Consider the following 24,420-nt stretch of genomic DNA (forward strand, 5'->3'; position numbering starts at 1 on the left):
ATAGGCTCTGTTCCTTAAAAACAAATGAAAACAAAAAAATCCCCATTTCAGGGGAGCTTTGTTCAGCCGCGTTATAGGGTAAGACAAATTTTTTCTGCATGTTGTTTTGCCTCGTATTCCTGAGAATCATCAAGTTCTATAAGTTCTTTTTTTCCATATTTTCTTTCAAGCGAGGCAGCAATGATATGATCCGTTATGGATGGATTTTTAGGCAAAATTGGACCATGAAGATAAGTTCCTATGACATTGTGATAGATAAGACCTTCTGTGCCATCTTCCCCATTATTACCATAACCTTTGATGACTTTGCCTAACGGTTTATAGGAGTGATAGGTTCTCCCAGAGTGATTTTCAAAACCTACTACGCTACCGAATTCCTTTGTTTCAATTAAAATGTTACCGACCTGACGGTCCTTTTGTGCTGTAGAGTGAAAATCACATATTTCCATTCCCCTATGTATAGTTCCTTCTGAAGTCACATAATAACTCCCTAGAAGTTGATATCCGCCACATATGGCGAGACAGCTAATACCATCTTCGACACAAAATTTAAAATCATTTTTAATTTTAAGTAATTCCGTTGTAATCAAACCTTGCTCTCGATCACTGCCTCCACCGATGAAAATAATATCAACGGACGATAAGTTCATGTCATTTGTCGATTTTATATCTGCTATCATTAAATGAATGCCTCTCCATTCACACCGTTTTTGAAGCGCAATCACATTCCCTCTATCCCCATATAGATTTAATCGATCCGGAAATAAGTTATAGAGCAGAAGATTCATTTTCCTTCTTTATACTCCTTTCCGTGTGGTTTTTAACCTCTTGTAAGGCTGTATAGGTCGGTAATAAATAAGTAGGCATCGGGTGGCTAAATGCATACTGTATCGCTTTCTCAATAGATGGAATTTTAATAACTTTATTAGGATCAATCCCTGCATACTTAAGTCGAAGCGTAATATCTAATGTTCGGCTGCCTGAGCAAATGATTCTTTGGATATCTTCCCTTTGCAAGCATTCAAAATCAATGTCCCAGATCCATGAAACATCTTTCCCATCCGCAATAAAGTCATTAATAAAGAAGACAATTTGCTTCTCATAATGAGTGGAGAGGATTTCTGAGATGGAGACATTCATACCTGAAGGATTTTTATTGAGATTAATAATATATGGAAATTCTTTATAAAAAAACAATTCCATTCGTCCATTGGCCATATGAAAATCATGTAAGGAATCTTTTATGTTTTTATCCTGAATACCAAGTTCAGCAGCACAAGTAATAGCAGCTAGTGCATTATAAACATTATATGTACCTGTCATATTCATCTGATAGGTCTCATTTTTCAAAGAAAAAGCTAAGGGGGTACTTTGAACACGATCAATTTCATAATGTGGGGTTGGACGTTTAAATCCACAGGAGCAGGAATAAAATCCAAGCTGGTTGAAATGAATGTGATCATACAGCATCTCTTCACCGCATTTTGGGCAATATTTGGACTCACTCATCCCGTAATCTCCAAAAGTATATGCCTGTTTACCAAGTCCGTAATAGATATTATCTTTGTTAAGAGCGCTCAGCCGAAAAACAAAGGGATCATCCGCATTTAATATCATTTTCGTCGCGATAGGATGTATGGCCTTTTCAATATCTTTGATAAGCATATCTATCTCCCCGTAACGATCTAACTGATCACGAAAAAAATTAGTAATAATGAGCATCTGCGGCGTGATTTGTTTCAAAATGACAGGAAGACTTGCTTCGTCAATTTCCAGTACAGCATAGTCGTAATTTAAATGGCCCAAGATCGTCGTATGATTAATTAAACAAGCGGCTACGCCAGAAATCATATTTGCCCCTTCAAAATTATTCAAAATTTTCATTCCGGTTGACCTTAAGAGGTGTGCCAACAAATTTGAGGTCGTCGTTTTACCGTTTGTACCGGTGATAAAAATAAAATGTTTAATTTGATGAGATAATTTTCTTATAATGTTCGGATCTATTTTGATTGCCACTACGCCCGGAAGAGTAGATCCATGATTACCTAATAATCGGCTTAATTTGCCAGCCGACTTTCCGCTAAGGATAGCGACATTTTTTTTAATCATCATTCCAACTCCCTCAACAATTGTAACAGCCGCCTAAGTGAGAACGAAAATTAATATACCCTAAACCTAAAAAGGCTAACCAGATATTTCTGGTTAACCTGAGATATTGATAATTCTTATAAGATTTCATAATTATTATTATGTAAACAAATATCCGTGAATTTCCTTGAAAACGATTAGTTTCAAAAAAAATAACCTGTTAATCAGGTTATTTTTTAAAGTTTTTCTGCTTTAAGTACCGCAAAAGGTTCGGTAAGGCTGCGTAGATAGCGTAGGCCGTGTAAAATCTGCCTGTTCGGAGGAGTGCGCGAAGGGTCTCGAAAGAACATCAAGAAGACGCTCTATTACACTGTAGTTTCCTTGATTCACCGCAGCTTCTAGTGCTTCCTCTACCCGGTGGTTACGGGGGATTACCGCAGGATTGCTGCTGCGCATCAACTGATGTGAGGAAGCTTTTGTTTCCTCCTGCCTGCTTAGTCTCACCTGCCACAATTCATGCCACTGAGCAAACTCAGCGGAGCTAAAAAGATCCGTGTCTTCCAGCTTATCGAAAGTTAATGCGCGAAAAGTATTGGTATAGTCTGCACTATATTTCTGCATTATATTGAGCAGATCTTTAATAAGAGATTCATCTTCCTGTTCTTCATTAAAAATTCCGAGTTTTGCTCTCATTCCCGCAAACCAATGACGGTGATATAACTCGGAAAAACTTGCAATTGCAGCCTCGGCATGTCTGATAGCCTGCTCCTCGTTCTCATGCAGCAGCGGCAGTAGGGTTTCAGCAAATCTGGCGAGATTCCAAGCGGCAATATAGGGCTGATTACCATAGGCATAGCGCCCCTGATTATCAATGGAACTGAATACCGTTGCCGGATCGTAAGTATCCATGAAGGCGCAAGGACCATAATCAATGGTTTCTCCGCTGATCGCCATGTTATCGGTGTTCATCACCCCGTGAATAAAGCCAACGAGCTGCCATTTGGAAATGAGACTAGCCTGACGCTTAATCACTTCCTGAAGCAGGACAAGATAGCGGTTCTCATCTGCAGTATCAACTTCTGGAAAGTGTCTTTGCAAAGTGTAATCAGCCAGGGCTTGAAGGTCCTCTTTGGTGCCAAATTTCGCAGCATACTGAAAGGTGCCGACGCGCAAATGGCTGGCAGCTATGCGGGTAAGAATTGCACCAGGCTGTTCGGTTTCACGGATAATGGACTCACCGGTTGTAACCACCGCTAGGCTGCGTGTTGTAGGAATACCTAGCGCATACATGGCTTCGCTGATGATGTATTCACGCAGCATCGGGCCAAGTGCTGCCCGGCCATCGCCCCCTCGGGAATATGGCGTCCTGCCTGAACCCTTAAGATGAATATCAACCCGTATACCTTGGGGAGTGATCTGTTCGCCAAGAAGCATAGCACGGCCATCCCCTAACCGGTTAAAATGCCCAAACTGATGCCCAGCATAGGCTTGGGCTAGAGGCAAAGCTCCTTCGGGAATCTCGTTACCAGCAAGCGACGAAGCCCCTTCATTGCTTTGCAGCGATTGGACCGATAATCCCAAAGATGTTGCCAACTGATCATTAAGAATGATTACCTTCGGTGAGCTCACAGGAGCTGGATGAAGTCTGGTGAAAAGTGATTCTGGCAAACGTGCATAACTGTTGTCGAAGTTCCATCCTGTTTCTATTATTGTATTTTTCTCTGTCATCGTATCTCCTTATTTTTGCTTTTTGTTATATTATCGCAGTTATCGGCCATGGACTGCAACGCTTTGTTAACTCTTGTTATTATGTCCAACAGCGATAATCGATCAACATGTTTGACATCAATATCTCTTTAACAAAAAAAGCAGTACGCCGCGGCGCCTGCTTCATTATTCCAGTCTATTAGTTAACGACGTTAATTACTAAATCAATCCGCAGGTACCTCTGAATGTTCTTATTTAGAACTAGCTTCTACCTTCTCCGGCTCGCCCCAAGTGAACACTTTGACGCTGACCGACGGCTTCGGATCTCCTTCGAATTTACAGCTGAACGATAGCGTCTGTCCGCCATTACGAACGATCGTCGCATCCACCGACGTTTCCACTGTTTTCTGCAGATTCCAGTTTTGATCGTAAATTTTGCCAATCCGGTCTCCATCGCAAACGAGATATTGATTCGCGAGAATTTCCGTTTCAAAAGTCATGTAAATGCCGTTCGCAAAAAATGCCGGCCGTTTCACCGAAGCGTCGTCGTTGCCGTACGATGGCGTCACACGCAAGCAAAACTTGAGCGGCTGATCGGCATGGCGGTTATAAAACGTCCAATCCGCACCGCCGGGCTGCCCTGGCTGCAGCTCAGCCGGGTTGCACACGAGCGGCTTGGAGATGTTGACCGGGTACAGATTCCATCGTCCTTCGCCCTCCGGCCGCAAATGCCAGTCGCCTTTCGGCTCGCGCAGCCGTTCCCGCTGTTCCTCTGTAAATGCTATGGCGTGTCGTGCCAATTCCCATTGCCGTACCGACTCAAACAACACGTTAATGTTGCCGTTTCGCCGGAGAACACTCATATCGGCGACGAGCGCGAATCCTGCGTTAAATCCGGCCGCTTTCGACAACACCCATTCAATTTCGTCCAGGACAGTAGCTTCAAATTGATCGTTGGCTGAACGGACAAGAAACCAACCCAGCATTGGGGGAATAAAGTTCCTGGCAAAAAACCGCTGATTACTGAGCCGCCACTCAAGCTGGCCTTCGCGTGTTGCTGCTCCCCACGGCTCTCCCCAATTGAAGCGCGTGAATATGTGCCACAAATAATTCGGAACAACGATGCTCGCGTCATTGATCACTTCATCCCCCCAGCCTTCGTAACACAGCTTCACGAACCGGTTCACACCGTAACCGTCGTGTCCAGATGCGTAGCAGCCTTCGAGACCGTCGAACGATATTTGTTTGAGGCCCGTCTTTCTGAACAACTCGGCAATACGCTGGCTGTATTCGTCTTGAAGTTCAATATCCGGGAAAAAGACGTCGTACCCGTGATCCCACAATCGGCTAATTTCCGCACCTGCTTCATGCGCATAAGCCGCCGTACCGTTCACACCACGACGAACGCCGAGCAACTTCCATGGCGCGCTTCCGGATATCGCGTCGTATTCAATAAGCTCGCTGCCGATTCGCGCCGAACGCCGGAACAAATTCGCCGCTAACGGATGTGGATCATCGACGACAATATTCACGTCATCTGCTATGACCGGCTCGACCAGCCTCGCCACTCCGACTGCTTGCAGCCGCTCGTCCGGCAATGGCGTCACGTAAGGATCGTTCAGTGTCGTAAAGTTAGACAACGTATGAACGCCGACATGAACGCCCATACCCTCCGCCAAGTCTACGCAGCTTTTCAGTCCGTCATCGCCGTTCGGAAAGCTGTGCGGCTTTAAGGAGAAATGGCCCCATTGCCCGAATGGATCAGGATGATAGACATATTTCAGACCGGCCTTCAACGTATATTGAACAGCCTCCGACATCGTTGATTCGGAGAAATCGGTGATCAAATACGACTGGTTCGCCGCAGGCGACGTTTTCCCCCAAACGCCTTCGATCATCGGATGCGGCAGTCCTTCCCCGAGCTCGACCGCTTCGATCGTATCCAGCACCCGGTTCGCCTCGCAACCGAACATAGCGATCGCCGACCCGACAATTTCCGCTTCTATCCCGCTAATCGCAGCTACTTCGATGTCAGGCAAATTCCAAACCGGGCGCCTTGTGGTTTTCGTCCGGTTTCTCGTGAACAATTGCAGTAGGCTGCCTTCACTCGAAGGCCACGCTGCACATGATTCATATTCAAACTTGGCATCCTCAAATGAAGGATCGGCGAAATGCAGCTTTTCTGCCTCCATGGGCCAGCCGCCAATCGTCTTCACATTTAACGCCTGAATGCCGATCGCAAACCGCCCATCGTGCACAACGCCAACCGCATCACCGATCGAACCGGCAATCGTTGTCACATACGGTCCCCAAATGATCGCATCCACATCAGCTCCATCGATGCACGTCACTCTAAATGTCATATACAGTTCCTTTACCTTGATCGCAACGCCTACCTTAGCACCGCTTTCCTCAAATCGTAACGTCAGTTCGCCACTCACTTCGTCGTAATCTGCTGTCAACGGTGCCTCCATGTGTCCGTCAATGAGAACACGAATGAGTGGTGTTGCATGTGCCGCTGATGCGTACGATTTTCCGCTTCCAGCATCGGTCATTGCTTTGATTTGGCCCTTTCCGTCTAGTTCAATTATCAATTTCCCTGCTTGCCATGAATACATCTTTCTCTCATCCCTTTTCGAGTTTAGTTGTCCAACCTATAGCCTTAAATTCGAATGTCCTCCCCAATTCTTGTGAATTTGGAAAGGACATTCTATTCAATCTTATTTTTTCAAGTTTTTGTCGTATACTTTTTGCGCTTCTTCGAGCACTTGATCACCACCCATTTTCTTCCATTCCGTTACAAAGCTATTGAAATCATTCAACGACTTGCGACCGGTAATGAAGTCGATATAAGTTCGCAGCGTAAACTGTTTCAGCTTATCTTGGGTTTCGTTGTAGATCGGTTTGTTAAATGGCGCCAATATATCGATGTTTCTCGTTCCTTTCGCACGAGTGTCCTTTGCCAGCTGGCGCAAGCTTTTTTCCGAAGTATATGACGTTTGGAAATCGTAATCGTTAAACGAACCAGCCATCGAATAGCCGCCTAGACCTGCTTTTTTACGTTCTTTCTCATCCGTATAAGGCGCAATATATTCTACTGTTCCATTGTCGCTTACTTTCCATTGCTTACCTTTTTCACCAAAGTTCATTTTTTCATAAATTTCAGGTTCGAATTGGGTTGCTTCGAAAACTTGCATATATTTGACCAGTTTGTCTTGATTTTTCTCCAATTGCTTGCCGAACATGACGCCCGAGGCATACGCCGGGTTATATTGTGACATGCCGTATTTGCCGTCTGGTCCTTTAATGCCGCCAACAATCGCAAAGTTGAAGCCCGGATGATTTTTGGCCAGCTTGTCATGCCATTGATCTCCCCCAAGGAAGGCATTGCCCGGCAAGAACGTCCACCAATAATATTCGATGGCGCCGATTTTGTCGGTAAGCACTTTATCCTCGACGTTATTGCCCTTGTTGACAACAAACTCAGGGTCAATCAGCTCGTTTTTGTACCAACGATTCAACACTTCAAGCGCTTGCTTCGCCCCAGGCTCGATTTCGCCACGCACGACTTTGCCGTCTTTTTCCCGGAAAATATTCGGATAAGCGTCAAATGCGCCGAACACCGAGCTGAACATGCTTTCGATATTGTCGCCTGAAGATGTAATGCCGTAAGTGTCTTTTTTGCCGTTACCGTCTGGATCGTCGTTGCGGAACTTCATCAAAGCGGCTTCCATTTCTTGAAGCGTTTCCGGTGTTTTTGTGATGCCGACTTTAGTCAACCAATCTTGCCGAAAAGACAGCTGCAAGCCGTCGATGCCAATATCCCAGATAACTGGCAAGCCATAAATTTTACCGTCTCTTCTGACGTATTTAAATGGATCGTCTCCGAGAAACCGTTTTAACCAGTTCATGTATTTCGGCATGTTTTGCTCGATTAGCTTTTGCGGGATTTCTGCCGCTACGTTCTGCCCAAGGAACTTGTCGTATTCCGTGAACGACGGCTCTTTCCACCAATCAGGAATTTCACCAGAAGAAATCATCAGGTTCAGTTTTTCTTTCATCGCTTCTCGTGTGGCTGAAGTAAAATCGATATCGATGCCGAATTTTTCTTTAAGTGCATTTACGCCGACGGAATCCGGATTTTGATTTTCATCCAGGTTCCAAAAGGTGAGCTTCATTTTGGACTTCGGTTTTTGTCCGCTATCCGTTGACTCGGAACTTTGTTTTTTTCCACTATCGGCAGTATCTCCTGATGATTCGCTTTTGCTGCACCCGGCCATCACGGACATGATCAAAACCGCGGACAACGCTCCAGGCATCCAACGCTTTTTATTCAATTTAACCAACCCTTTCTTTCTTTTATGTTTCTATTAATAGGGGAGATTACCCTTTAATAGCGCCAATCATAACGCCTTTGACAAAATATTTTTGAATAAACGGATATACAATCAGCATCGGAATAATTGAAAACATCACGACCGTCGCTTGCAGCTGCCTGCCGGAAAACTCTGTTTTGCTGCCTATATGTTGAATGACACTGTTAATGTCCGACATGTTGTTTTGGATAATAATTTTACGCAATACGATTTGCAGCATTTGTTTGTCCGGATCGGAGATATAGATCATGCTGTCAAACCATGCGTTCCAATGTCCAACCCCTACCCATAACGCAATCGTTGCCAAAACCGGCTTCGATAACGGAATGACGATTTGGGTGAAAATCCGCAAATATCCGGCACCGTCAACACGGGCTGACTCCTCCAGCTCATCGGGAATCGATCGGAAAAAGTTACGCATAATCAATACGTTAAAGGCTCCAATCATGCCTGGAATGACTAGTGACCAAACCGTGTTAAGCATGTGCAGTTCCTTGATGAGTAAATACGATGGGATCGTCCCCCCGCCGAACAGCATAGTGAATAAGATGAAGCTCGTAAACGCCCTGTTGAAAGGCAAATCCTTCTTCGCCAGAGGGTAAGCGGTGATCGCCGTGAAAAATATGGACAGCACGACACCGATAGCCGTTCTAACCATCGTATTCCTGTAGCCCATCCATAACGCATCGAACTTGAAGGCCAACTTATAGCTATCGAACGTCAGTTGTGTTGGCAGCAATTTAATCCCTGATGAGTAAGCTGCGCTTTTGGCTCCACCACCGTCCAAGGAAATAACAACCTGAGTCCAGAATGGGTATATGGTGCAAATCATGATGCCAGTCAAAATGACGTATATAAGGACGTCAAACATTTTGTCGCCTAGCGATTTTTTCACATTTATCATCTATCTCGCTCCTTCATAGGGCAAACTACCATATGGCATGCTCCTTTCCTCCGATCCATTTAACGATACGGTTTACGGCAAGAATCAGGAGCAGAGCGACGACCGATTTGAACAGCCCAACTGCCGTGGCATAGCTGTAATTCAGCTCAATCAAGCCTTTGCGATACACATATGTGTCAATAATATCGGATACGTTATATACTTTGGCATTGTACATATTGAATATTTGATCGAAACCAGCATCCAGAATGCCGGACATAGACAAAATCAGCATAATCGCAATGATTGGAACGAGCATGGGGATGGATATGTAAATCATCCGCTTGAACCGCCCCGCCCCGTCGATAACAGCCGCTTCGTACAACTGCGGGTCAATACCCGATATCGCCGCAAAATAAATGATCGAACCCCAGCCGAACCCTTGAAAAATGCTTGTGACTACGAGGATTGTTCGAAAATAGCGGTCGTCCGCCAAATATAACATCGGATCGCCCCCAAATAGTTTGACGATCGCATTGATCGGACCGTCCAACGAAAATATCGTAAAGAAAATACCAGCCAAGACGACCCACGATATAAAATGCGGCAAATATGAAACCGTCTGCACGACTTTTTTAAACTTCAAATTCGAAATTTCACTCAGCAATAAGGCGAAAACGATCGGTACCGGGAAGCCGAAAACAAGCTTGTATAAGCTTATGACAATCGTATTTTTCAATACCGTGTAGAAATACGAATCGTGGATGATTTTCTCAAAATGATAGAGTCCAGCCCAAGGACTTCCGAGAATGCCCTGCGTAATTTTAAAATCTTTAAAAGCGAGAAGCACGCCGATCATCGGAAGATAGTGGAAAATGATGTAATAGATGATCGCCGGGATCATCATGACGAGCAGCACGCGGTATTGCTTATATTTTTTGGTCTTTTCTCGCTTTAGCTTTCGTCTCGTGCATACGGTCGCCACAGTTTCGTTCATTGCTGTCTTTCCCTCCTTCATGTAAACGCTTCCGTTTCGATAAATAAACTATAGCATGGGCTGTAGAGAAAAAAATTATCAAATAGTAATGAAATTATTCAGTTTTTTACGGAGTTGCAAAAAAAGCCTGCCTCGCGGCAGACTTAGGTGGGAGAATGGCAGATTTACTGATCACAATACAGCATTCATGTATTGTGGAATAACGACGGTCATGACCGTACCATGGCCGATCCGGCTTTGGATGCCTATGCCGTATTCAGCTCCAAACCGCAGCTGCAGCCGTTCGTTGACGTTGTTCAGCCCGTATCCGACTGACTGCATTGTCAGTATCGTATCGATCGTCTCCTGCGGCATACCCGGACCATTGTCTTCGATTGCGAATTCGATCGTACCATGACCGAGACGGGCGCTCACTTGCAGTAATCCCCTCCCAGACGTTTTCTGGTTGACGCCGTGTTTGATTGCGTTTTCGGCCAACGGCTGCAGGATGAGATTGATCGTTGAATATTCGTAAACCGCTGCGTCGATTTCATAAACAACATCGAAGCTATATTCACCCATGACCTGAATAATTTCTACATAGGATTTGATATTTTCTAGTTCATCCCGTACGGAAATAATATTGTTGCCCCGATTAAGTGCTGTTCGGTAAAATGTCGACATCGACGTGACGACATGGCTGATGTCATGGGCATCGCTCCGCAGCGCCTTCCAATTGATGAATGAAAGCGTGTTGTACAAAAAGTGTGGATTGATTTGCCATTGAAGTGCTTTCATCTCTGCTTCTTTTTGTACGATTTTGCTGCGAAACGATTCTTCAATTAATTCATTTAGCCGGATCAGCATGTTGCCGAACCGATTCGTAAGCTCACCGATTTCATCTTTTGACGAGCTTTGCACCCGCAAGTTCAATTCCCCCATCTCGACTCGCTTCATCATGGCATTCAACCTAAAGATGCGCCGAATCATCGTTTTGGAAAATATCGAAATGATGACAAGCAAGCTGACGATACATGCCAGGATCACAATCAACGTGGCATTAATGATCGTTCCGGCGTTTGGGGACACTTGCTCGGCAGGTACGAAGCAATACATGGTCCAATTCGTTTGCGGCACTGTTTTTTTGACAAGAAACATCTCAGTTAAGCCGATCCTTAACCTTCCTTCACTTAGTTCCATCATTTCTCTAGAGTCTAAGGTGGGTATCAGCTTTGCGCTTTGGTTCGCATAAATGATCCGGTTTTGAGCATCTGCGATGACAATGCCGTAATCCTTGGACATATCGGTCACACTTCTGAAAAAACTTTTGTCATTTATACGCATATAGACAATGTTCGTATACCGCTCCGCGAAGAATTTCGGGAATTTAGCGGTTACAAACAGACCCTTATCATAAAACCATTGATTTTCGCTTCCTAGGACAGTCTCATTGTACCACGGTTCGTTTTCAACACGTTTGTAGGAAACAACGGAATCGCCGTATTCCGGGACATTGCTTTGCGTATAAAACGTTATTTTTTCAATTTCTTTATCCAGATTCATCATCATGATGAAATAAGGCGATAAGTAATTGTTCAAATCACCTGACAGGTTGACCAGATCTAGATAATCATTGGCGACGATTTTTTGAAATGTCTTGTTAAAGACAATCGACCGGATCGTATGGTTATACCGTTCGATAGAATTGTTGATGCTTTCCGAAATCGTACTGACGTTTTTGTCAATTCCTTGAAACGCCTGATAATTCAACATTTGCTTCGATTGATTGTAAGCATATAGGCCAAGCACCAAAATCGGAATAATGATAACTGTGAGATAGGACAAAAACAACTTTTGGTTAAAGCGCAGCCGATTGAATAGTCCGAATATAGTCTGTTTCACAAGTTATGTCTCTTCCCTGAATTGGGACGGGGATTTGCCATAATGGTTTTTAAACAACGAGCTGAAATAAGGAAAATTGCTGTAACCGACGTCTTGTCCGATGTCAACGATTTTTCGGTTTGTCGAACGCAGCAGCTCCTTCGCCTTTTCCATCCGGTACAATGTGATAAACTTGTTGATGCTGATCCTTTTTTGCTTTTTGAATAAGTGGCTTAAATAATTTGGCGACAAATAGATCCGTTCGGCTAATAATTCCAAAGACAAATCCGCATTGTATTCGCTTTCAATTATTCGAACAACTTCTTCAATTGCTTTCGTCATCGGTTCGGCGCCGTTTCCGCTGGATGATTCGTTTTCCTCCAAGATCGTCAGTACCACTTTGCGTAAATCATTCAGCTTTGTTGTCCTATAAATACTTTCCAAACTCACTTTGAAATTATCCGTGTTCTTTTTGGCAGAAGCATCGAATATCGCTTTGACGATTTCTGAACAAACATATTTGATGTAAATGACGGAATAATGATCGCTGCCTTGCAGAGCGTCAAACAACTGTTCGAACCGCAATCTCGCGACATCATAACGGTTGTGCTGAATATTTAACGTTAGCTCCTCCAGTCCATTGTTGACCGCTGCGGTAACATCATCCGTGGCAAATGATGTACGGTTAGCCAGCAGCACTGTTCCTTCGTCGAAAAAAAACTTATTTTCCAGCATCGATTCCATTGCATGATATTCTTTGTACAGCTGCTTCACATCGTCCACCAAGCCGCTAACCACGATACAGACTTCCTGTCCGTACTTGTCCCGGAACCATCGGATCAGTTGCTGTCCGAGCTCCGTTAACGCTTCCAGTGATTCTTCGGCAAAAGCTTCCACGAGCAGCAAACCTTGAAATTCATTCAAATGGATGAAATCAAAACCTCGACGAACCGTTTCCGCAAGCTGGCGTTCGAGATCGGGATCGAGCCGGTCAAAAAAACGGCTGCGCGAGTCCAGCATCAGCATCCTCACATAACAGTATCCATCGAACCCAGTGATCGGCATGGATAGCTCCCTTTCTTCGTCCGCGACTTCGGCTTTGCCGAGAATGAGGTCGGACATCAGCTTTTGCTTCTCGTAACGAACCTCTTTCTTCAACGCCTCTTCCATCCTATCCTGCTGCGCCTTCGACTTCAGCTCCTGCTCGCACAATTGGATGACCTGAGACACAACCTTAATAAATTCGCTCACCTGAACCGGTTTCAAAATATAGCGGATCGCTTTCAGATCGATCGCCCGCTGTGCATATTCAAACTCACCGTAAGCGCTCATGAAAATTACTTTAACCGGCCGGCCGAGCTCACGTACTTTTGCTGCAAGCTGTAATCCGTCCATCCCCTTCATTCGGATGTCTGAAAACAATATATCGATATCGTTGCTTTCGATGAACGCAAGTGCGCTTTCCCCGCTGTCCGCTTCGCTAATTTCCAAGTTCAAGCCGTATTTCTCGATTAAAAACTTGACTCCGTCCCTTTCGAATTTATCATCGTCGACCACGAGCATTTTCAGCATCGGTTCCACCGCCTTTCACGCAAAAAAATGTATTTACAAAAGGAGTTTACCATAAATTTAACACATAGTCTCAAAGTGTCATAGCATGTCCATGCCGTGCCAAATATGCTTCTTTTTCTTTATAATCCGGCATAATGCTCCCTACCCGTCTCCAAAAAGATCGATCATGATTCATATGAAGGAGATGACATAGTTCATGGATGATGACATAATCAATAACTTCAATTGGAGCCATGGCTAACCGATAATTAAAAGTTATTTTTTTATCCGAGCTGCAGCTGCCCCATTTGGTTTTGGACTCATCTACCTCAATCGTTTTGGGTTTTACTTTCAGCTCAGTTTGATAAATTTTGATTCGTTCCCCAATTATCTTCTTGCAGCTTGAGAAATAGAACTTCTTAAGATTCATTTTCAATTCTTCTTCATTTAACCCATTCGTCTCGATTAATTCCTGGAGATAAACATATTTTCCAAGATGAAGGAACTTACCATTATCCTGATACTCTCTTGTCTTTGGGATTTCTCGAGCCTTCGCAATGAGTTGTAATTTCTCTAAAATCGTTTTCCCATGATGTTTTACAGCGCTCATAACCATCTCCTTACTTGTATCATTTGGAGCTTTTACAGTTATGAAACCCATAGAATCGATATGAATCGAGATCTTTTTTCTAATTCCATATTGAACATTAAATTCTATCGTACTATTTTCAAATTCCATTTTCATAATCATCATCGTTCCTATAAGGTTATTTATAAATCGTATAAACGTATCAAATCACTAATCCGTATATTTTGCAAACAAGGATAAACGACTCCATTGTCCTTCAGGGACGAGCGCGTTTGTCAAGGTAGATGAAAAGCAAAAGTATAAAACTTATACTTTCTTCTCTACTCAAAAAAACGCTTGATCCCTGAGTTAAGGGACCATGCGTTTCTTATCTGGTAACTATAAAGTATACAACTACTGACGTAGTGTTTGGAGCGCTCCACTCCATGCGATCACTTGATCCAGCATAAGTTTGATATTCCCGAGATGCAATTCTGCTGGCTTAAATGTGCTATAATTCTCAAAATCGGTAAATATCGATAACGTTGGATGTGCTTTTACGTCAGCAACTAGTAATTCTCCTAATATTCCTCTCAAATGTTCAGCCGCTCGCGCGCCACCCGTTGATCCATAACTAATGATACCCGCAGCTTTGTTATTCCATTCTCCACGAGCTGAATCGAGTGCATTTTTCAAAACACCAGTAATGCTGTGATTGTATTCTGGCGTAATAAACACAAAACCATCCAAGCTATTCAATTTTTCAGTCCAATTTTTGATTTGTTCTTCGCTACCGGGTTCACCAAAAAAGGGCAATTTGTAATCTGCGATATCCACGATTTCATAACTTGCATCACCGCGTTTATCTGCAATTTCTTTGAGCCAATTCCCCACTTGCGGACTCATCCGGCCTGGTCTAGTACTTCCCAATATGATTCCAATTTTCAACATAAAGAGCCTCCTCGATTTAAATTCCTATTTTGAGTGTATGATTTGATTTTACAAGTATTCTTATGGGAAAAATTCACTACATCCAAGAAATTAGTTCGCTTTAATTTGACGCCACATGGTCATCATATCGATCCAACCTCGGTGTTCAGCAATCTTACCATCAACGACTCGATATTGACGGTAAAAAATACTCCTTTATGCGTACCTTTCACAACCATTCTTACAATTACTTTCTCACCTTAGGCTATGACCTCTTCCACTGTGTATCCCGCGTTTTCAGACACAGCATCTGAGAGCCCGTCACGTATTACGTGGGAAATCGATTCTCATACCCTAGTGAGTGAAAAATAAACCGAGAAAACGACGCTTCTGATTAGAGGCGTCGTTTTTCTGTCCTTTTGCAGACCACGAGATTATTGGACTATAGAGGCTGTCTGTTTATCCGCTGCCGGAATGAATGAATAATGATTATACCCAAAACCCTTCACCAAAGCAGCAGATCTACTCTAAAATCAATTCGTCAAATCCCTACTCGAATAAATGTCTATATCTTGGAAACTCTAATTCAATGAAAGGAGGTTCAAACATGGTTGAGTACACAAATATTCAAGACAATTCCGAAGAAATAATGAAGTGTATCGTTAACTGCGACACCGACACCGAGCAAGATCAGAAAAAAATAGATAAAAACCTTTTGAACAGCATCCCAAACGAAGAAGAATATATCGATGAACCTTAATTCGTTAACCGCCTAAGATGGCGGTTTTTTTTAGATGACAGGAAATTTCTTGTTCAAATGAGTCGTATCCTGTCACGACGCTGGTATTACCCACAAGTGCCAACTTACAATCTATACCTGTCCAAGAGACACACATTTTATTTCTCTCACTTGTTCCAATCGTAAATCATTGGTTATAAATAATTCAGCGCCAGCAGCGATCGCACTAGCTACAATTAATGCATCCGGAGTTTTTAAGCCATATATCCCACGTAAGTACGCAGCTCGTTCCGCTATGGAATTATCAATAGGTATAATACTGAGGTTCGGAAAATGAGTGAAAAGAAGTTTATATTGCTTTTCCAGATTCAAGTTACCCTCTCGAATGGGTTTGACCAAAATTTCTGTTAGGGAAACCGCAGAGGCTACTGCCGAAATCACCCCATTTTCAACTTCTTCTAAAATTGCTTTGGCTTTCTCACCAAAATCGGGATGCTGCTCAAAAACATATATGAACATGTTGGTGTCTAACGCTATTTTCTGAACACCTGCATAAAAGTTAGATGCTACCATTCGTCACGCTCCTTGCGAATGTAATCATCAACCGATTCTTTTTCCCATATATTTTTGCCAAGTCCCCATAATTTGTTTGAGAAAGATTTTGGTTTCGGCATAACAATAATTTCTTGTCGCAACTCATCGTACTGCCATAGTAATGAATCGCCAATATTTAGTTTTGCCCTCGTTCTTATATCTTCTGGTATTGTTATCTGATATCTTGTGCGTATTTCACTTTCAGATTTAATAACATGCTCCATTTAAATTATCTCCTTATAATTTTCTTTTATAAATAAATATATCACACAAAATTACAATTTGTCTAACAAAAACGTTTTTTATCGCAACCCATAATAAGGAAATGACAATCACACACAATTGGGTTGTGTGTGATTGGGGAAATTGCGCAAACCCGCGCCAGCACTGAGCCTCGGCTCCCCGAGCTCTCGCTGAACGCAGTTTCCACGCCTATTTGTTTGGCGGCGCCCGATTAAGCTCGGTTTCCGCGCTTAATCGGCATTGGCGCGCGGGACCGAATAAGAAAAAAAGCTAGATTAGGGTTCGCCTAATCCAGCTTTTTTTATTGTTAAATCACTATTTCGAGTTACGAGTACACTTATACTCTTCGATTTCTTACCAAATTAAATAAGATATTGGCTGTTCTCCACTGCCTTTATGACTTCAAAGTAACTATATGACATCAAAGTGCGTACTTTTCATTCCATACTCCAAAGTGCACAATGAACATGAAACCACCACGGAGTAGGAGAGGATATTTTATGAATACAAACGAAGCCACGCCACGCAAAACCGCACTTGTTGTCGGAGCTAATGGTGTTATTGGAAGTAATCTTATCGGCTATTTGGAGCAGCTCCAAGACTGGGATATCATTGGTGTATCACGACGAGGCGGGGAGTCCAACAACCGAGTCCGATATATAGCTGTCGATCTGCTTAATGAAAATGATATCCATGAGAAACTAGGAAGTCTTACGGAAGTCACCCATATCTTCTATGCTGCTTATCAAGAACGTCCTACCTGGGCCGAATTGGTCCCCCCAAACTTAGCCATGCTCGTCAACATCGTCAATGCGATTGAGCCAATCTCTCCAAGCCTCCAGCATATCAGTCTCATGCAGGGCTACAAAGTATATGGCGCGCACCTCGGTCCCTTCAAGACACCAGCCCGGGAAACTGACGCCTATCACATGCCGCCAGAGTTTAATGTCGACCAACAGCAATTCCTCGAACATCGGCAGCAAGGGCGCAGCTGGACCTGGTCTGCCCTTCGCCCTTCCGTCGTTTGTGGATTCGCTCTGGGTAATCCAATGAATCTTGCGATGGTTATCGCAATCTATGCTTCCATATCGAAGGAACTCGGGTTGCCGCTCCGTTTTCCTGGTAAGCCGGGTGCTTACAACAGCCTGCTGGAAATGACAGACGCTGGATTGTTGGCTAAGGCTACTGTCTGGGCAGCGACAGATGAACGCTGCGCGAATCAGGCGTTCAACATCACGAACGGAGATCTCTTCCGGTGGAACGAGCTTTGGCCAAATATTGCCACGTATTTCGGGCTAGAGACAGCACCTCCTCTGCAGATGTCCTTGGATGTAGTCATGGCTGACAAGGAGCCGTTATGGAACTCGATGGTGAAGAATCATGGGTTGGTGAATAACAGCTATAGTGACGTTTCCTCCTGGCGGTTCGGTGACTTTGTGTTTTCTTGGGATTATGACTTTTTTGCTGACGGCACGAAAGCACGACGTTTCGGCTTTCACGAGTTCATTGATACAGAATCAATGTTCCTAAGCATATTTGAAGATTTACGACAACGCAAAGTTATTCCATGACTAAACATAAAAAACCGGCCTCTGAAATCCAGAGACCGGTTTCTGTCTTATTACTGATCATGATTCATTCACGCCTGGTACCTTTTCTAAGATCTTGACATTATCACCGAACACTCGCTCAACATGCCTATCTCCCCATCTGCACATGATATGAAGAAGTTCCTTCAAACTCCAGCCATACTCGGTCAGCTCATACTCGACTTTTGGCGGTACCTGGTTATATGAAATTCGGGTAACAACCCCATCCTCCTCGAGTTCTCGCAGCTGCTGGGTTAGCACTTTTTGTGTAACCGTTGGCATCAAGCTTATCAGCTCACCGTTACGTTTCTTTCCGAACGTGAGATGGAACAAAATGACTGGCTTCCACTTGCCTCCGATCACTTCGAGCGTTACTTCCACAGCCGTATTATACGTTTTCCCCGGATCCAGCATAGGATTCGCATCGCCTCCCTGATCTTTACGATACCGTCTTGAGCTCATACGTGCAAGCCCTGTGTATTTTATTATCGTTCTAATGTCTTCATTACCCCCTCAATTCTCTTACTATATTTAAGAAACCATAAATAAATGAGTTAATATAGATAATGAAGGAGGCGAAAACAAGATGGCCGATATGACACTAAGACGATCCGGTTCGCGTGTATCAAGCATTCTCCACCCTCGACGGCATCTCTAACGGCCGAGCCGAAATTAGCGGGCCGGGGTTCGTTCATTGAGTCCTTTCCGCTTTTCGGATATAGTCTGGATCATTATGACGAATTGTTCGATGAAAAGCTGGAACTGCTGCTTGCGATCAGATCTTCCGAAAAGGTAACTTGGCGCGGCGGGCATCGTCCCGCCATCCAGAACCTCGGTGTCTATCCTCGGTCCGTTCAGAGTCCACTTCCGGTGTGGATCGCAAGCGGCGGGAATGCACAATCCGCTGTTCGGGCAGGAATGCTGGGTCTACCGATTGTATTCGCCATTATAGGCGGAATGCCCGAGAGTTTTGCTCCCTTAGTCGCACTCTACAAAGAGGCTGCCATGAAAGCTGGGCACGATCATGACAAGCTGTCAATTGCAACGCACTCGCACGGATTTGTCGGAGAAACGACTGAGCAAGCTGCCAATTTATTCTTCCCGTCAACACAGGCCCAAATGAACGTTATCGGGCGTGAACGGGGTTGGGGGCATAATTACAACCGCAGTACTTTTGATGCAGCACGCAGTATTCCGGGTGCTCTTTATGTCGGCGATCCCGAATACGTCGCAGAAAAGATCATTCTCCTCCGTAAAAACTTGGGGATAACTCGTTTCTTCCTGCATGTAAATGTCGGCACAATGCCGCATCGTGAGGTCATGCGGTCTATCGAATTGCTCGGATCTAGAGTAGCGCCAATTGTACGACATGAGCTTGCCCGAGTCGAGGAAAAGAAATAAGATGAGCTGTGAAGAGCCCCTCCCTCACTTCCAGCCGAGATTATGAGCCTATGTTTGTGCCGTTGGACATAAAATATTATACAATTCATATTTCTACTATCGTTCTGATTTGTATGAAGTTGTTCCGAAGTTGTTTGGTTGCTGACGGAAGGATTCGTACTATTTTCTAAACCCTAGGGAGGTTATGGTTATGATCGTATCCGAAGAAATTTATCAGTCCTACGGCATGGATAAAGATTCCTTTATTGCGTTTATGAAAGAAAGAAGTCAGAACACCGCTATCCGAACGCTAGGTATTGAAATTGTAGAGCTAACTCCTGATCGCGTTGTGATGACGATGCCAGTTGGACCGGCAACTCACCAACCAGCGGGGATTTTACATGGAGGGGCTTCTGTCCTATTAGCTGAGACTGCCGCCTCTATCGCTTCTGAAATTAATATCAATAAAGATAAACATGCAGCTGTAGGACTTGAAATTAATGCCAATCACCTCAAAAGTAAGAGAGATGGGATCGTAACAGCTGTTGCAACTCCTTTGCACAAAGGCAGGAAAACAATGGTTTGGGAAATTAAAATTTCCGATGAGAATAATCAGCTCATATGTATTTCTCGCTGTACGGTCGCTATCATTGACAAAAAATGATTATGCTTCAATAAAAATGGAGCAGCTGCCCCAAAAGTGATATTAGGGGCAGCTTTTTCATGTATCTATGCATCCTTCTCTTCGCTAATGGGAACGTATGTACGCTTTTTACGTGAAATATGCTCTAATTCCAGCAAACGAGGAACGTAGAGACACTAATTCGTTTGTTTTCAGCTTCGAATAGCACATATTTCATCAAATAAAGCCCTCACGTTCCGCAAGTTGGTTATTTTCCTCAAAAATGCCAAAATAGCGAACCCTCGTTCCCCTAATTTAATTTTCAACTCATTTCTTCCACTTTAATGGCTTATCGTTCCTTTAAGAACAACTCTAACCAAAAAGGACAACCCTCTATTAGCGGAGGTCCTCATGGATAAGTGTAATCATCTTCAAGGTAGATCCCCCTTGTCTATAACCCTCTTGGCTCAACCCCTTTTCATACGTAGGTTATGAGAAGTCATCCACACTTACATGCCATGCTCAGGACGTCCCTCTAACCAATCTTCAAGAGTCGCAACTCGCTCTGGATATTTGCAGCTTCTAGCCAAGAATCCTGCTCCATGCGCTATCATGGGATCTTGGTCTGTCGGCTGGTAGCGTAAATCCACACTCCACCTTACTTCATCAGACAGATTCGGCGTTGACATATGGAGACAACGGTCGTTGAATAATATTGCGCTGCCAGCGGAGACGGGCAACACAACAGATTTGGTGTTCCCTAATTGACTTTCCTTCAATGCCGTGTAGCCGGTTCCACTTTCAGATTCCTGATGCCATTTCAATAGAGGCTTTCGGTGTGTCTTCGGTTTAATATGCAAACAGCCATTCACTTCGTTAGCGTCGACTAAAGGGATCCACACTGTAATAACAGGATTGGAATTAGCATCCGGCCAGTATGATTTATCTTGATGCCATGGCACAGCTCCAGCGGCAACCTTCGGAATCTTCGGCCTAACATTATAAACCGGATTCGAAAAAAGCTCACCGCCAATCAAAGATTCAACGGCATTAAGAATTTTAACGTTGCTCATTAAATGAAAATAACCAGGTATCCGCTCGCGCCAACTTCGTCCATATTTCAGAAATTCATCTGCGGTTAAATGTTCAAAAAGTTCCGCAAGTCGATATTTAAACGGGCGGTCAACTAATTTGTCTTCAATAAGTCCGTCACGAAATAATTCATCGGCAATCATTGAAACCTTGTAGGTCATCGCTTCTTGAGCTGGCGCTAGTTCCTCATTTGATAATAAACGATCAAGTACGATGTAACCTTCCTCATTATAAAATTCAATTTGTTGTTTAGTTAAATATCCGCCGCTATTATTTTCTTCCTCCATCTCTATCACCTTCCATTAGTTACTTAAATACGTGATAATAATATGATCATAGAATTTCGTATTTGTTATATCGTACTAACATTGATTTCATCAATGCTCAATGGTTAAAGAACCTTCAACCCTACTATAGGATTGAAGGTTATTTACTAATTCGCACTAGCAGAAGCAATCACTTATTTTTTATAAACTTTGTCATAGGCATCCTGATAGATTTTGATGAATTGATCCATGCCGGAATCTTTAAGGCCTTTCAAGTAAGCATCCCAGTCTTTGTCAATGCTTTTAGCCCCCATGATAAACTGCAGCATGGACTGTTTGACGTAATCTGTAATGATCGGCTTCAATTGCTTAACTTGATTGGCTTGATCGCTAGTCAAGAAAATATCTGTCGGGAATTCTTCTTTCGGTTGATGTCCTTCGTATAATTCCTTGGTGGCCTTGTACAAGCGAGTTTCCAAGCCATCCATTGTATAGATTTCCTGACTGGCTGCATAAGCAGTTTCGCGATATTCAGCCGAACGAAGGTTCGGTCCCATTTGATTCCAATGGTCGTTCTGCACCTGTCCTACCCCGTAAGACGTTTCTTTCACCTTGAACTTAGCTGCGGTTCCACGCGTATTTTTATCGTTCGAATCCGCCTTCACCCAGTTGCGTCCTTCTTCCCCAGAGTTGGACATTGTCGTCCCCTCTTCTGAGTACAGATAATCGGCTATACGAATGGCCGCTTCCGGACTTTTATTTTTATTCGTTATTGCAAACACCGAGTTCCCGATACCGATGTAGTGTGCTGTGAATGAGGCCCCGTCAGGTCCTGTAAGCGGCGCGATCGGATCATAATCTTTGTGTCGTGTTGCTGCCGGTGATGCATCCGTGAATTCACCGAACCAGCCTGCTGGAATAGCACCGGCAATCGCCGCATCAGGACTATTCCCTTTTTGGGTAAGCGCATCCGATTTTTGTGTAAATGCTTCCTTATCAATCAAGCCTTCCGCATACAGTTTGTTCAAAAATTGCAGACCTTTTTTGAAGCCTGGTTGGTCGACCGATGTTGCCAGTTTGCCGCCGTTCATCGTGAAATAGTTGTTATCCGCATTGTAATAGACGAACGCGTTCATCACGAACGTCTCAACATCCGTGTGCCAACCAGTCGGAGAACCCGTGAACGCAATTTCATCAGCCTTACCGTTTCCATTCGGATCTTTTTCTTTAAAAGCTTTCAACATGTTATAGAAATCGTCAGTCGTCTTCGGTGCGCTAAGACCGAGCTTTTGCAACCATTTTGTGTTCACCCACATTTTGGCTGAGAACTGGCAGTGATAGCATTCATTTACGGAAGGGATCGCATAAATATTGCCATCTGGTGCTGTGATCGCCTTCTCCAAATACGAAATGTCTTTAAACGCTTTCTTAATGTTCGGTGCGTATTGATCGATTAACTTGTTTAACGGGATCAATACGCCTTGTTGACCGTACAGCAGCTGCTCTTCTTTTGTTAGATTCCCTTGCATGAAAATATCGGGATAGTCGCCGCTGGCGAGCAACAGCTGCTTTTTCTCATTCAACGCCGCTGATTCTCCCGGTACAAGCTGCCAGTTCAAATGAACATTCGTCTTATCTTCCAAATACTTGGTAAACCAATTTGTATTCAAATCTGCGATATTAGCCGATTGCGGCGCGAAAGCACTCATCGTAATTTTATTTTTGGCGATAGGAAAGCCTGTTGCATTAACGTTCGCTCCCCCGGCCGCACTTCCTCCCCCATTAGGGCTTGCGCTATCCTTCGGCTCATCACCTTTGGAAGTACATCCGATTACAAGCGAAGTGATGAATAAAATCAGGACCACCAATAACCATGTTTTTCTGGTTCTTCTACTTACCATATTCCAAACCCTCCTTGTTTTTAATAGCCAATTAAGCCTCTGGGGCAAACCTGAGCAGATCTTGCCTCGCATTCCTCCTTTCAATAGCAACTACACTCAACCTTTCAGAGAACCAATCAATAACCCCTTCACAAAATGTCTTTGTACAAATGGATACAAAATAAGAACAGGTGCGCTTGCGACGACGATTAGCGAATATTTAAGCAGCTCCTTCAATCCTTGCCTTTCCGCAAGTTCTCTCACATCTTTAATCATCGTAGGATCAATCGAGTTCAGAATCAGAATGTTCCTTAAAATGAGCTGCAGCGGATACAGCTTAGCCGATTTCAAGAAAATTAACGCTTCAAAATAGGAATTCCAATAGCCAATGGCGTACATGAGCACTAGAACAGCGATGATAGGTTTGGAAAGCGGGATCACGATTCGAAATAAAAACTTAAAGTCGCTGCATCCATCCAAATGTGCGGCTTCCGTTAATTCTGAAGGAATTGACGTCTGGAAAAACGTCCTCGCCAGAATGACCTGCCATACCGAAATCGCGCCTGGAATAATCATCGCCCATCTCGTATCGAGCAAGCCCATTCCCTTGACGGTCAAATAATAAGGAATTAATCCCCCACTGAACAGCATCGTAAAAACGAATAGTGCCGTAATGACGTTGCGTCCATAAAAGTTTTTTCGGGAAAGCGGATAAGCAGCCGTTATCGTTAACGAAACGCTAAGCAGGGTCCCAAAGAAGAGATAGAACAAAGAGTTACCGTACCCCGTCAAGATCTGCGGATTTTGAAATACGGCTTGATAGCCACGAAGTGTAGGTTCAACCGGGAACAGCCAAACCTTGCCTGAAATGACCGCTGATGACGAGCTGAATGATGAACTAACAATGTAGATGAGCGGATAAGCTACGATAATCAAGCATAGGATCAAAAACAAATAGACAAAGAACAAATAAATTCTGTCCACACTGTTTTCAAGAATGCGGGTAGGTGCCTTTCGCACTTCTAGCGTCAAAGTCTGATCGGGATTTACCATTT

21 protein-coding genes and 1 pseudogene are annotated in these 24,420 nt (G+C 43.8%); 4 read left to right on the forward strand and 18 right to left on the reverse strand.

The annotated features are described in order from the left end of the window. Nucleotides 1–71: 71 nt before the first annotated feature. The 12 genes from ASG93_RS13010 to ASG93_RS37175 form a co-directional block, all read right to left on the reverse strand. On the reverse strand, nt 72–788 hold the full coding sequence (locus ASG93_RS13010; protein WP_056832540.1) for a type 1 glutamine amidotransferase: 717 nt from the start codon (nt 786–788) through the stop codon (nt 72–74). After that, the gene (locus ASG93_RS13015) at nt 769–2,112 is read right to left on the reverse strand and encodes a Mur ligase family protein (protein ID WP_235550841.1); all 1,344 of its coding nucleotides are present in this window, start codon (nt 2,110–2,112) and stop codon (nt 769–771) included. Before ASG93_RS13015 ends, ASG93_RS13010 begins: the two co-directional genes overlap by 20 nt. 228 nt (nt 2,113–2,340) lie before the next feature. After that, complete coding sequence (locus ASG93_RS13020) at nt 2,341–3,816, reverse strand: protein adenylyltransferase SelO (RefSeq protein WP_056832544.1); 1,476 nt, start codon at nt 3,814–3,816, stop codon at nt 2,341–2,343. Nucleotides 3,817–4,046: 230 nt separating this feature from the next. Continuing rightward, nucleotides 4,047–6,413, reverse strand: a complete 2,367-nt coding sequence (locus ASG93_RS13025; protein WP_056832546.1) for a hypothetical protein — start codon at nt 6,411–6,413, stop codon at nt 4,047–4,049. A gap of 102 nt (nt 6,414–6,515) precedes the next feature. Then, nucleotides 6,516–8,132: an extracellular solute-binding protein gene (locus tag ASG93_RS13030; protein WP_056832548.1), complete on the reverse strand. Its 1,617-nt coding sequence runs from the start codon at nt 8,130–8,132 to the stop codon at nt 6,516–6,518. Between the two features lie 46 nt (nt 8,133–8,178). Continuing rightward, nucleotides 8,179–9,075 (reverse strand): carbohydrate ABC transporter permease, encoded by an 897-nt coding sequence (locus ASG93_RS13035; protein ID WP_056832550.1) that lies wholly within the window; start codon nt 9,073–9,075, stop codon nt 8,179–8,181. A 25-nt stretch (nt 9,076–9,100) separates the two neighbouring features. After that, entirely contained in the window at nt 9,101–10,051 is a 951-nt protein-coding gene (locus ASG93_RS13040; protein ID WP_056832552.1) for an ABC transporter permease, read from the reverse strand. A 171-nt stretch (nt 10,052–10,222) separates the two neighbouring features. Beyond that, nucleotides 10,223–11,932, reverse strand: coding sequence for a sensor histidine kinase (locus tag ASG93_RS13045; RefSeq protein WP_056832554.1), 1,710 nt, complete (start codon nt 11,930–11,932; stop codon nt 10,223–10,225). A gap of 3 nt (nt 11,933–11,935) precedes the next feature. Further along, nucleotides 11,936–13,483, reverse strand: coding sequence for a response regulator transcription factor (locus ASG93_RS13050; RefSeq protein ID WP_056832556.1), 1,548 nt, complete (start codon nt 13,481–13,483; stop codon nt 11,936–11,938). Nucleotides 13,484–13,553: 70 nt separating this feature from the next. Beyond that, nucleotides 13,554–14,207, reverse strand: coding sequence for a M48 family metallopeptidase (locus ASG93_RS13055; RefSeq protein WP_056832558.1), 654 nt, complete (start codon nt 14,205–14,207; stop codon nt 13,554–13,556). Nucleotides 14,208–14,444: 237 nt separating this feature from the next. After that, on the reverse strand, nt 14,445–14,981 hold the full coding sequence (locus ASG93_RS13060) for an NADPH-dependent FMN reductase (protein WP_056832560.1): 537 nt from the start codon (nt 14,979–14,981) through the stop codon (nt 14,445–14,447). 90 nt (nt 14,982–15,071) lie between these two features. Then, nucleotides 15,072–15,170 (reverse strand): ester cyclase, encoded by a 99-nt coding sequence (locus ASG93_RS37175; RefSeq protein WP_414858869.1) that lies wholly within the window; start codon nt 15,168–15,170, stop codon nt 15,072–15,074. Between the two features lie 397 nt (nt 15,171–15,567). Between ASG93_RS37175 and ASG93_RS35080 the strand changes: the two genes are divergently transcribed. Further along, nucleotides 15,568–15,720: a hypothetical protein gene (locus tag ASG93_RS35080; protein WP_156410889.1), complete on the forward strand. Its 153-nt coding sequence runs from the start codon at nt 15,568–15,570 to the stop codon at nt 15,718–15,720. A 111-nt stretch (nt 15,721–15,831) separates the two neighbouring features. Here ASG93_RS35080 and ASG93_RS13065 read toward each other — a convergent pair whose 3' ends face one another. Together ASG93_RS13065 and ASG93_RS13070 are read right to left on the reverse strand one after the other, a co-directional pair. Then, on the reverse strand, nt 15,832–16,272 hold the full coding sequence (locus ASG93_RS13065; RefSeq protein WP_056832562.1) for a type II toxin-antitoxin system VapC family toxin: 441 nt from the start codon (nt 16,270–16,272) through the stop codon (nt 15,832–15,834). Further along, nucleotides 16,266–16,517 (reverse strand): AbrB/MazE/SpoVT family DNA-binding domain-containing protein, encoded by a 252-nt coding sequence (locus ASG93_RS13070; RefSeq protein WP_056832564.1) that lies wholly within the window; start codon nt 16,515–16,517, stop codon nt 16,266–16,268. Before ASG93_RS13070 ends, ASG93_RS13065 begins: the two co-directional genes overlap by 7 nt. Nucleotides 16,518–17,036: 519 nt before the next feature. Between ASG93_RS13070 and ASG93_RS13075 the strand changes: the two genes are divergently transcribed. After that, nucleotides 17,037–18,107 (forward strand): SDR family oxidoreductase, encoded by a 1,071-nt coding sequence (locus ASG93_RS13075; RefSeq protein ID WP_056832566.1) that lies wholly within the window; start codon nt 17,037–17,039, stop codon nt 18,105–18,107. A 57-nt stretch (nt 18,108–18,164) separates the two neighbouring features. Here the strand turns inward: ASG93_RS13075 and ASG93_RS13080 are convergent, their stop codons facing one another. After that, entirely contained in the window at nt 18,165–18,539 is a 375-nt protein-coding gene (locus tag ASG93_RS13080) for a winged helix-turn-helix transcriptional regulator (RefSeq protein ID WP_056832568.1), read from the reverse strand. Between the two features lie 191 nt (nt 18,540–18,730). On the opposite strand from ASG93_RS13080, the pseudogene ASG93_RS13085 reads away from it, so the two are divergent. Continuing rightward, a pseudogene (locus ASG93_RS13085) lies at nt 18,731–19,526 on the forward strand (LLM class flavin-dependent oxidoreductase); the annotation flags it as partial. Nucleotides 19,527–19,779: 253 nt separating this feature from the next. Then, nucleotides 19,780–20,169 (forward strand): PaaI family thioesterase, encoded by a 390-nt coding sequence (locus ASG93_RS13090; RefSeq protein ID WP_056833444.1) that lies wholly within the window; start codon nt 19,780–19,782, stop codon nt 20,167–20,169. A 467-nt stretch (nt 20,170–20,636) separates the two neighbouring features. Here the strand turns inward: ASG93_RS13090 and ASG93_RS13095 are convergent, their stop codons facing one another. The 3 genes from ASG93_RS13095 to ASG93_RS13105 form a co-directional block, all read right to left on the reverse strand. Beyond that, a complete protein-coding gene (locus tag ASG93_RS13095) occupies nt 20,637–21,506 on the reverse strand; it encodes a phytanoyl-CoA dioxygenase family protein (RefSeq protein ID WP_056832570.1) in 870 nt (289 codons plus the stop codon). A gap of 173 nt (nt 21,507–21,679) precedes the next feature. Next, nucleotides 21,680–23,386 carry an ABC transporter substrate-binding protein gene (locus ASG93_RS13100; RefSeq protein WP_056832572.1) on the reverse strand — a complete coding sequence of 569 codons (1,707 nt, stop codon included), beginning with the start codon at nt 23,384–23,386 and terminating at the stop codon, nt 21,680–21,682. A 96-nt stretch (nt 23,387–23,482) separates the two neighbouring features. Next, a complete protein-coding gene (locus ASG93_RS13105) occupies nt 23,483–24,418 on the reverse strand; it encodes a carbohydrate ABC transporter permease (protein WP_056832575.1) in 936 nt (311 codons plus the stop codon). Nucleotides 24,419–24,420: the final 2 nt, after the last annotated feature.

It is taken from the genome of Paenibacillus sp. Soil787 (assembly GCF_001429545.1).
In the GTDB taxonomy this organism is placed as follows: Bacteria; Bacillota; Bacilli; order Paenibacillales; family NBRC-103111; genus Paenibacillus_E.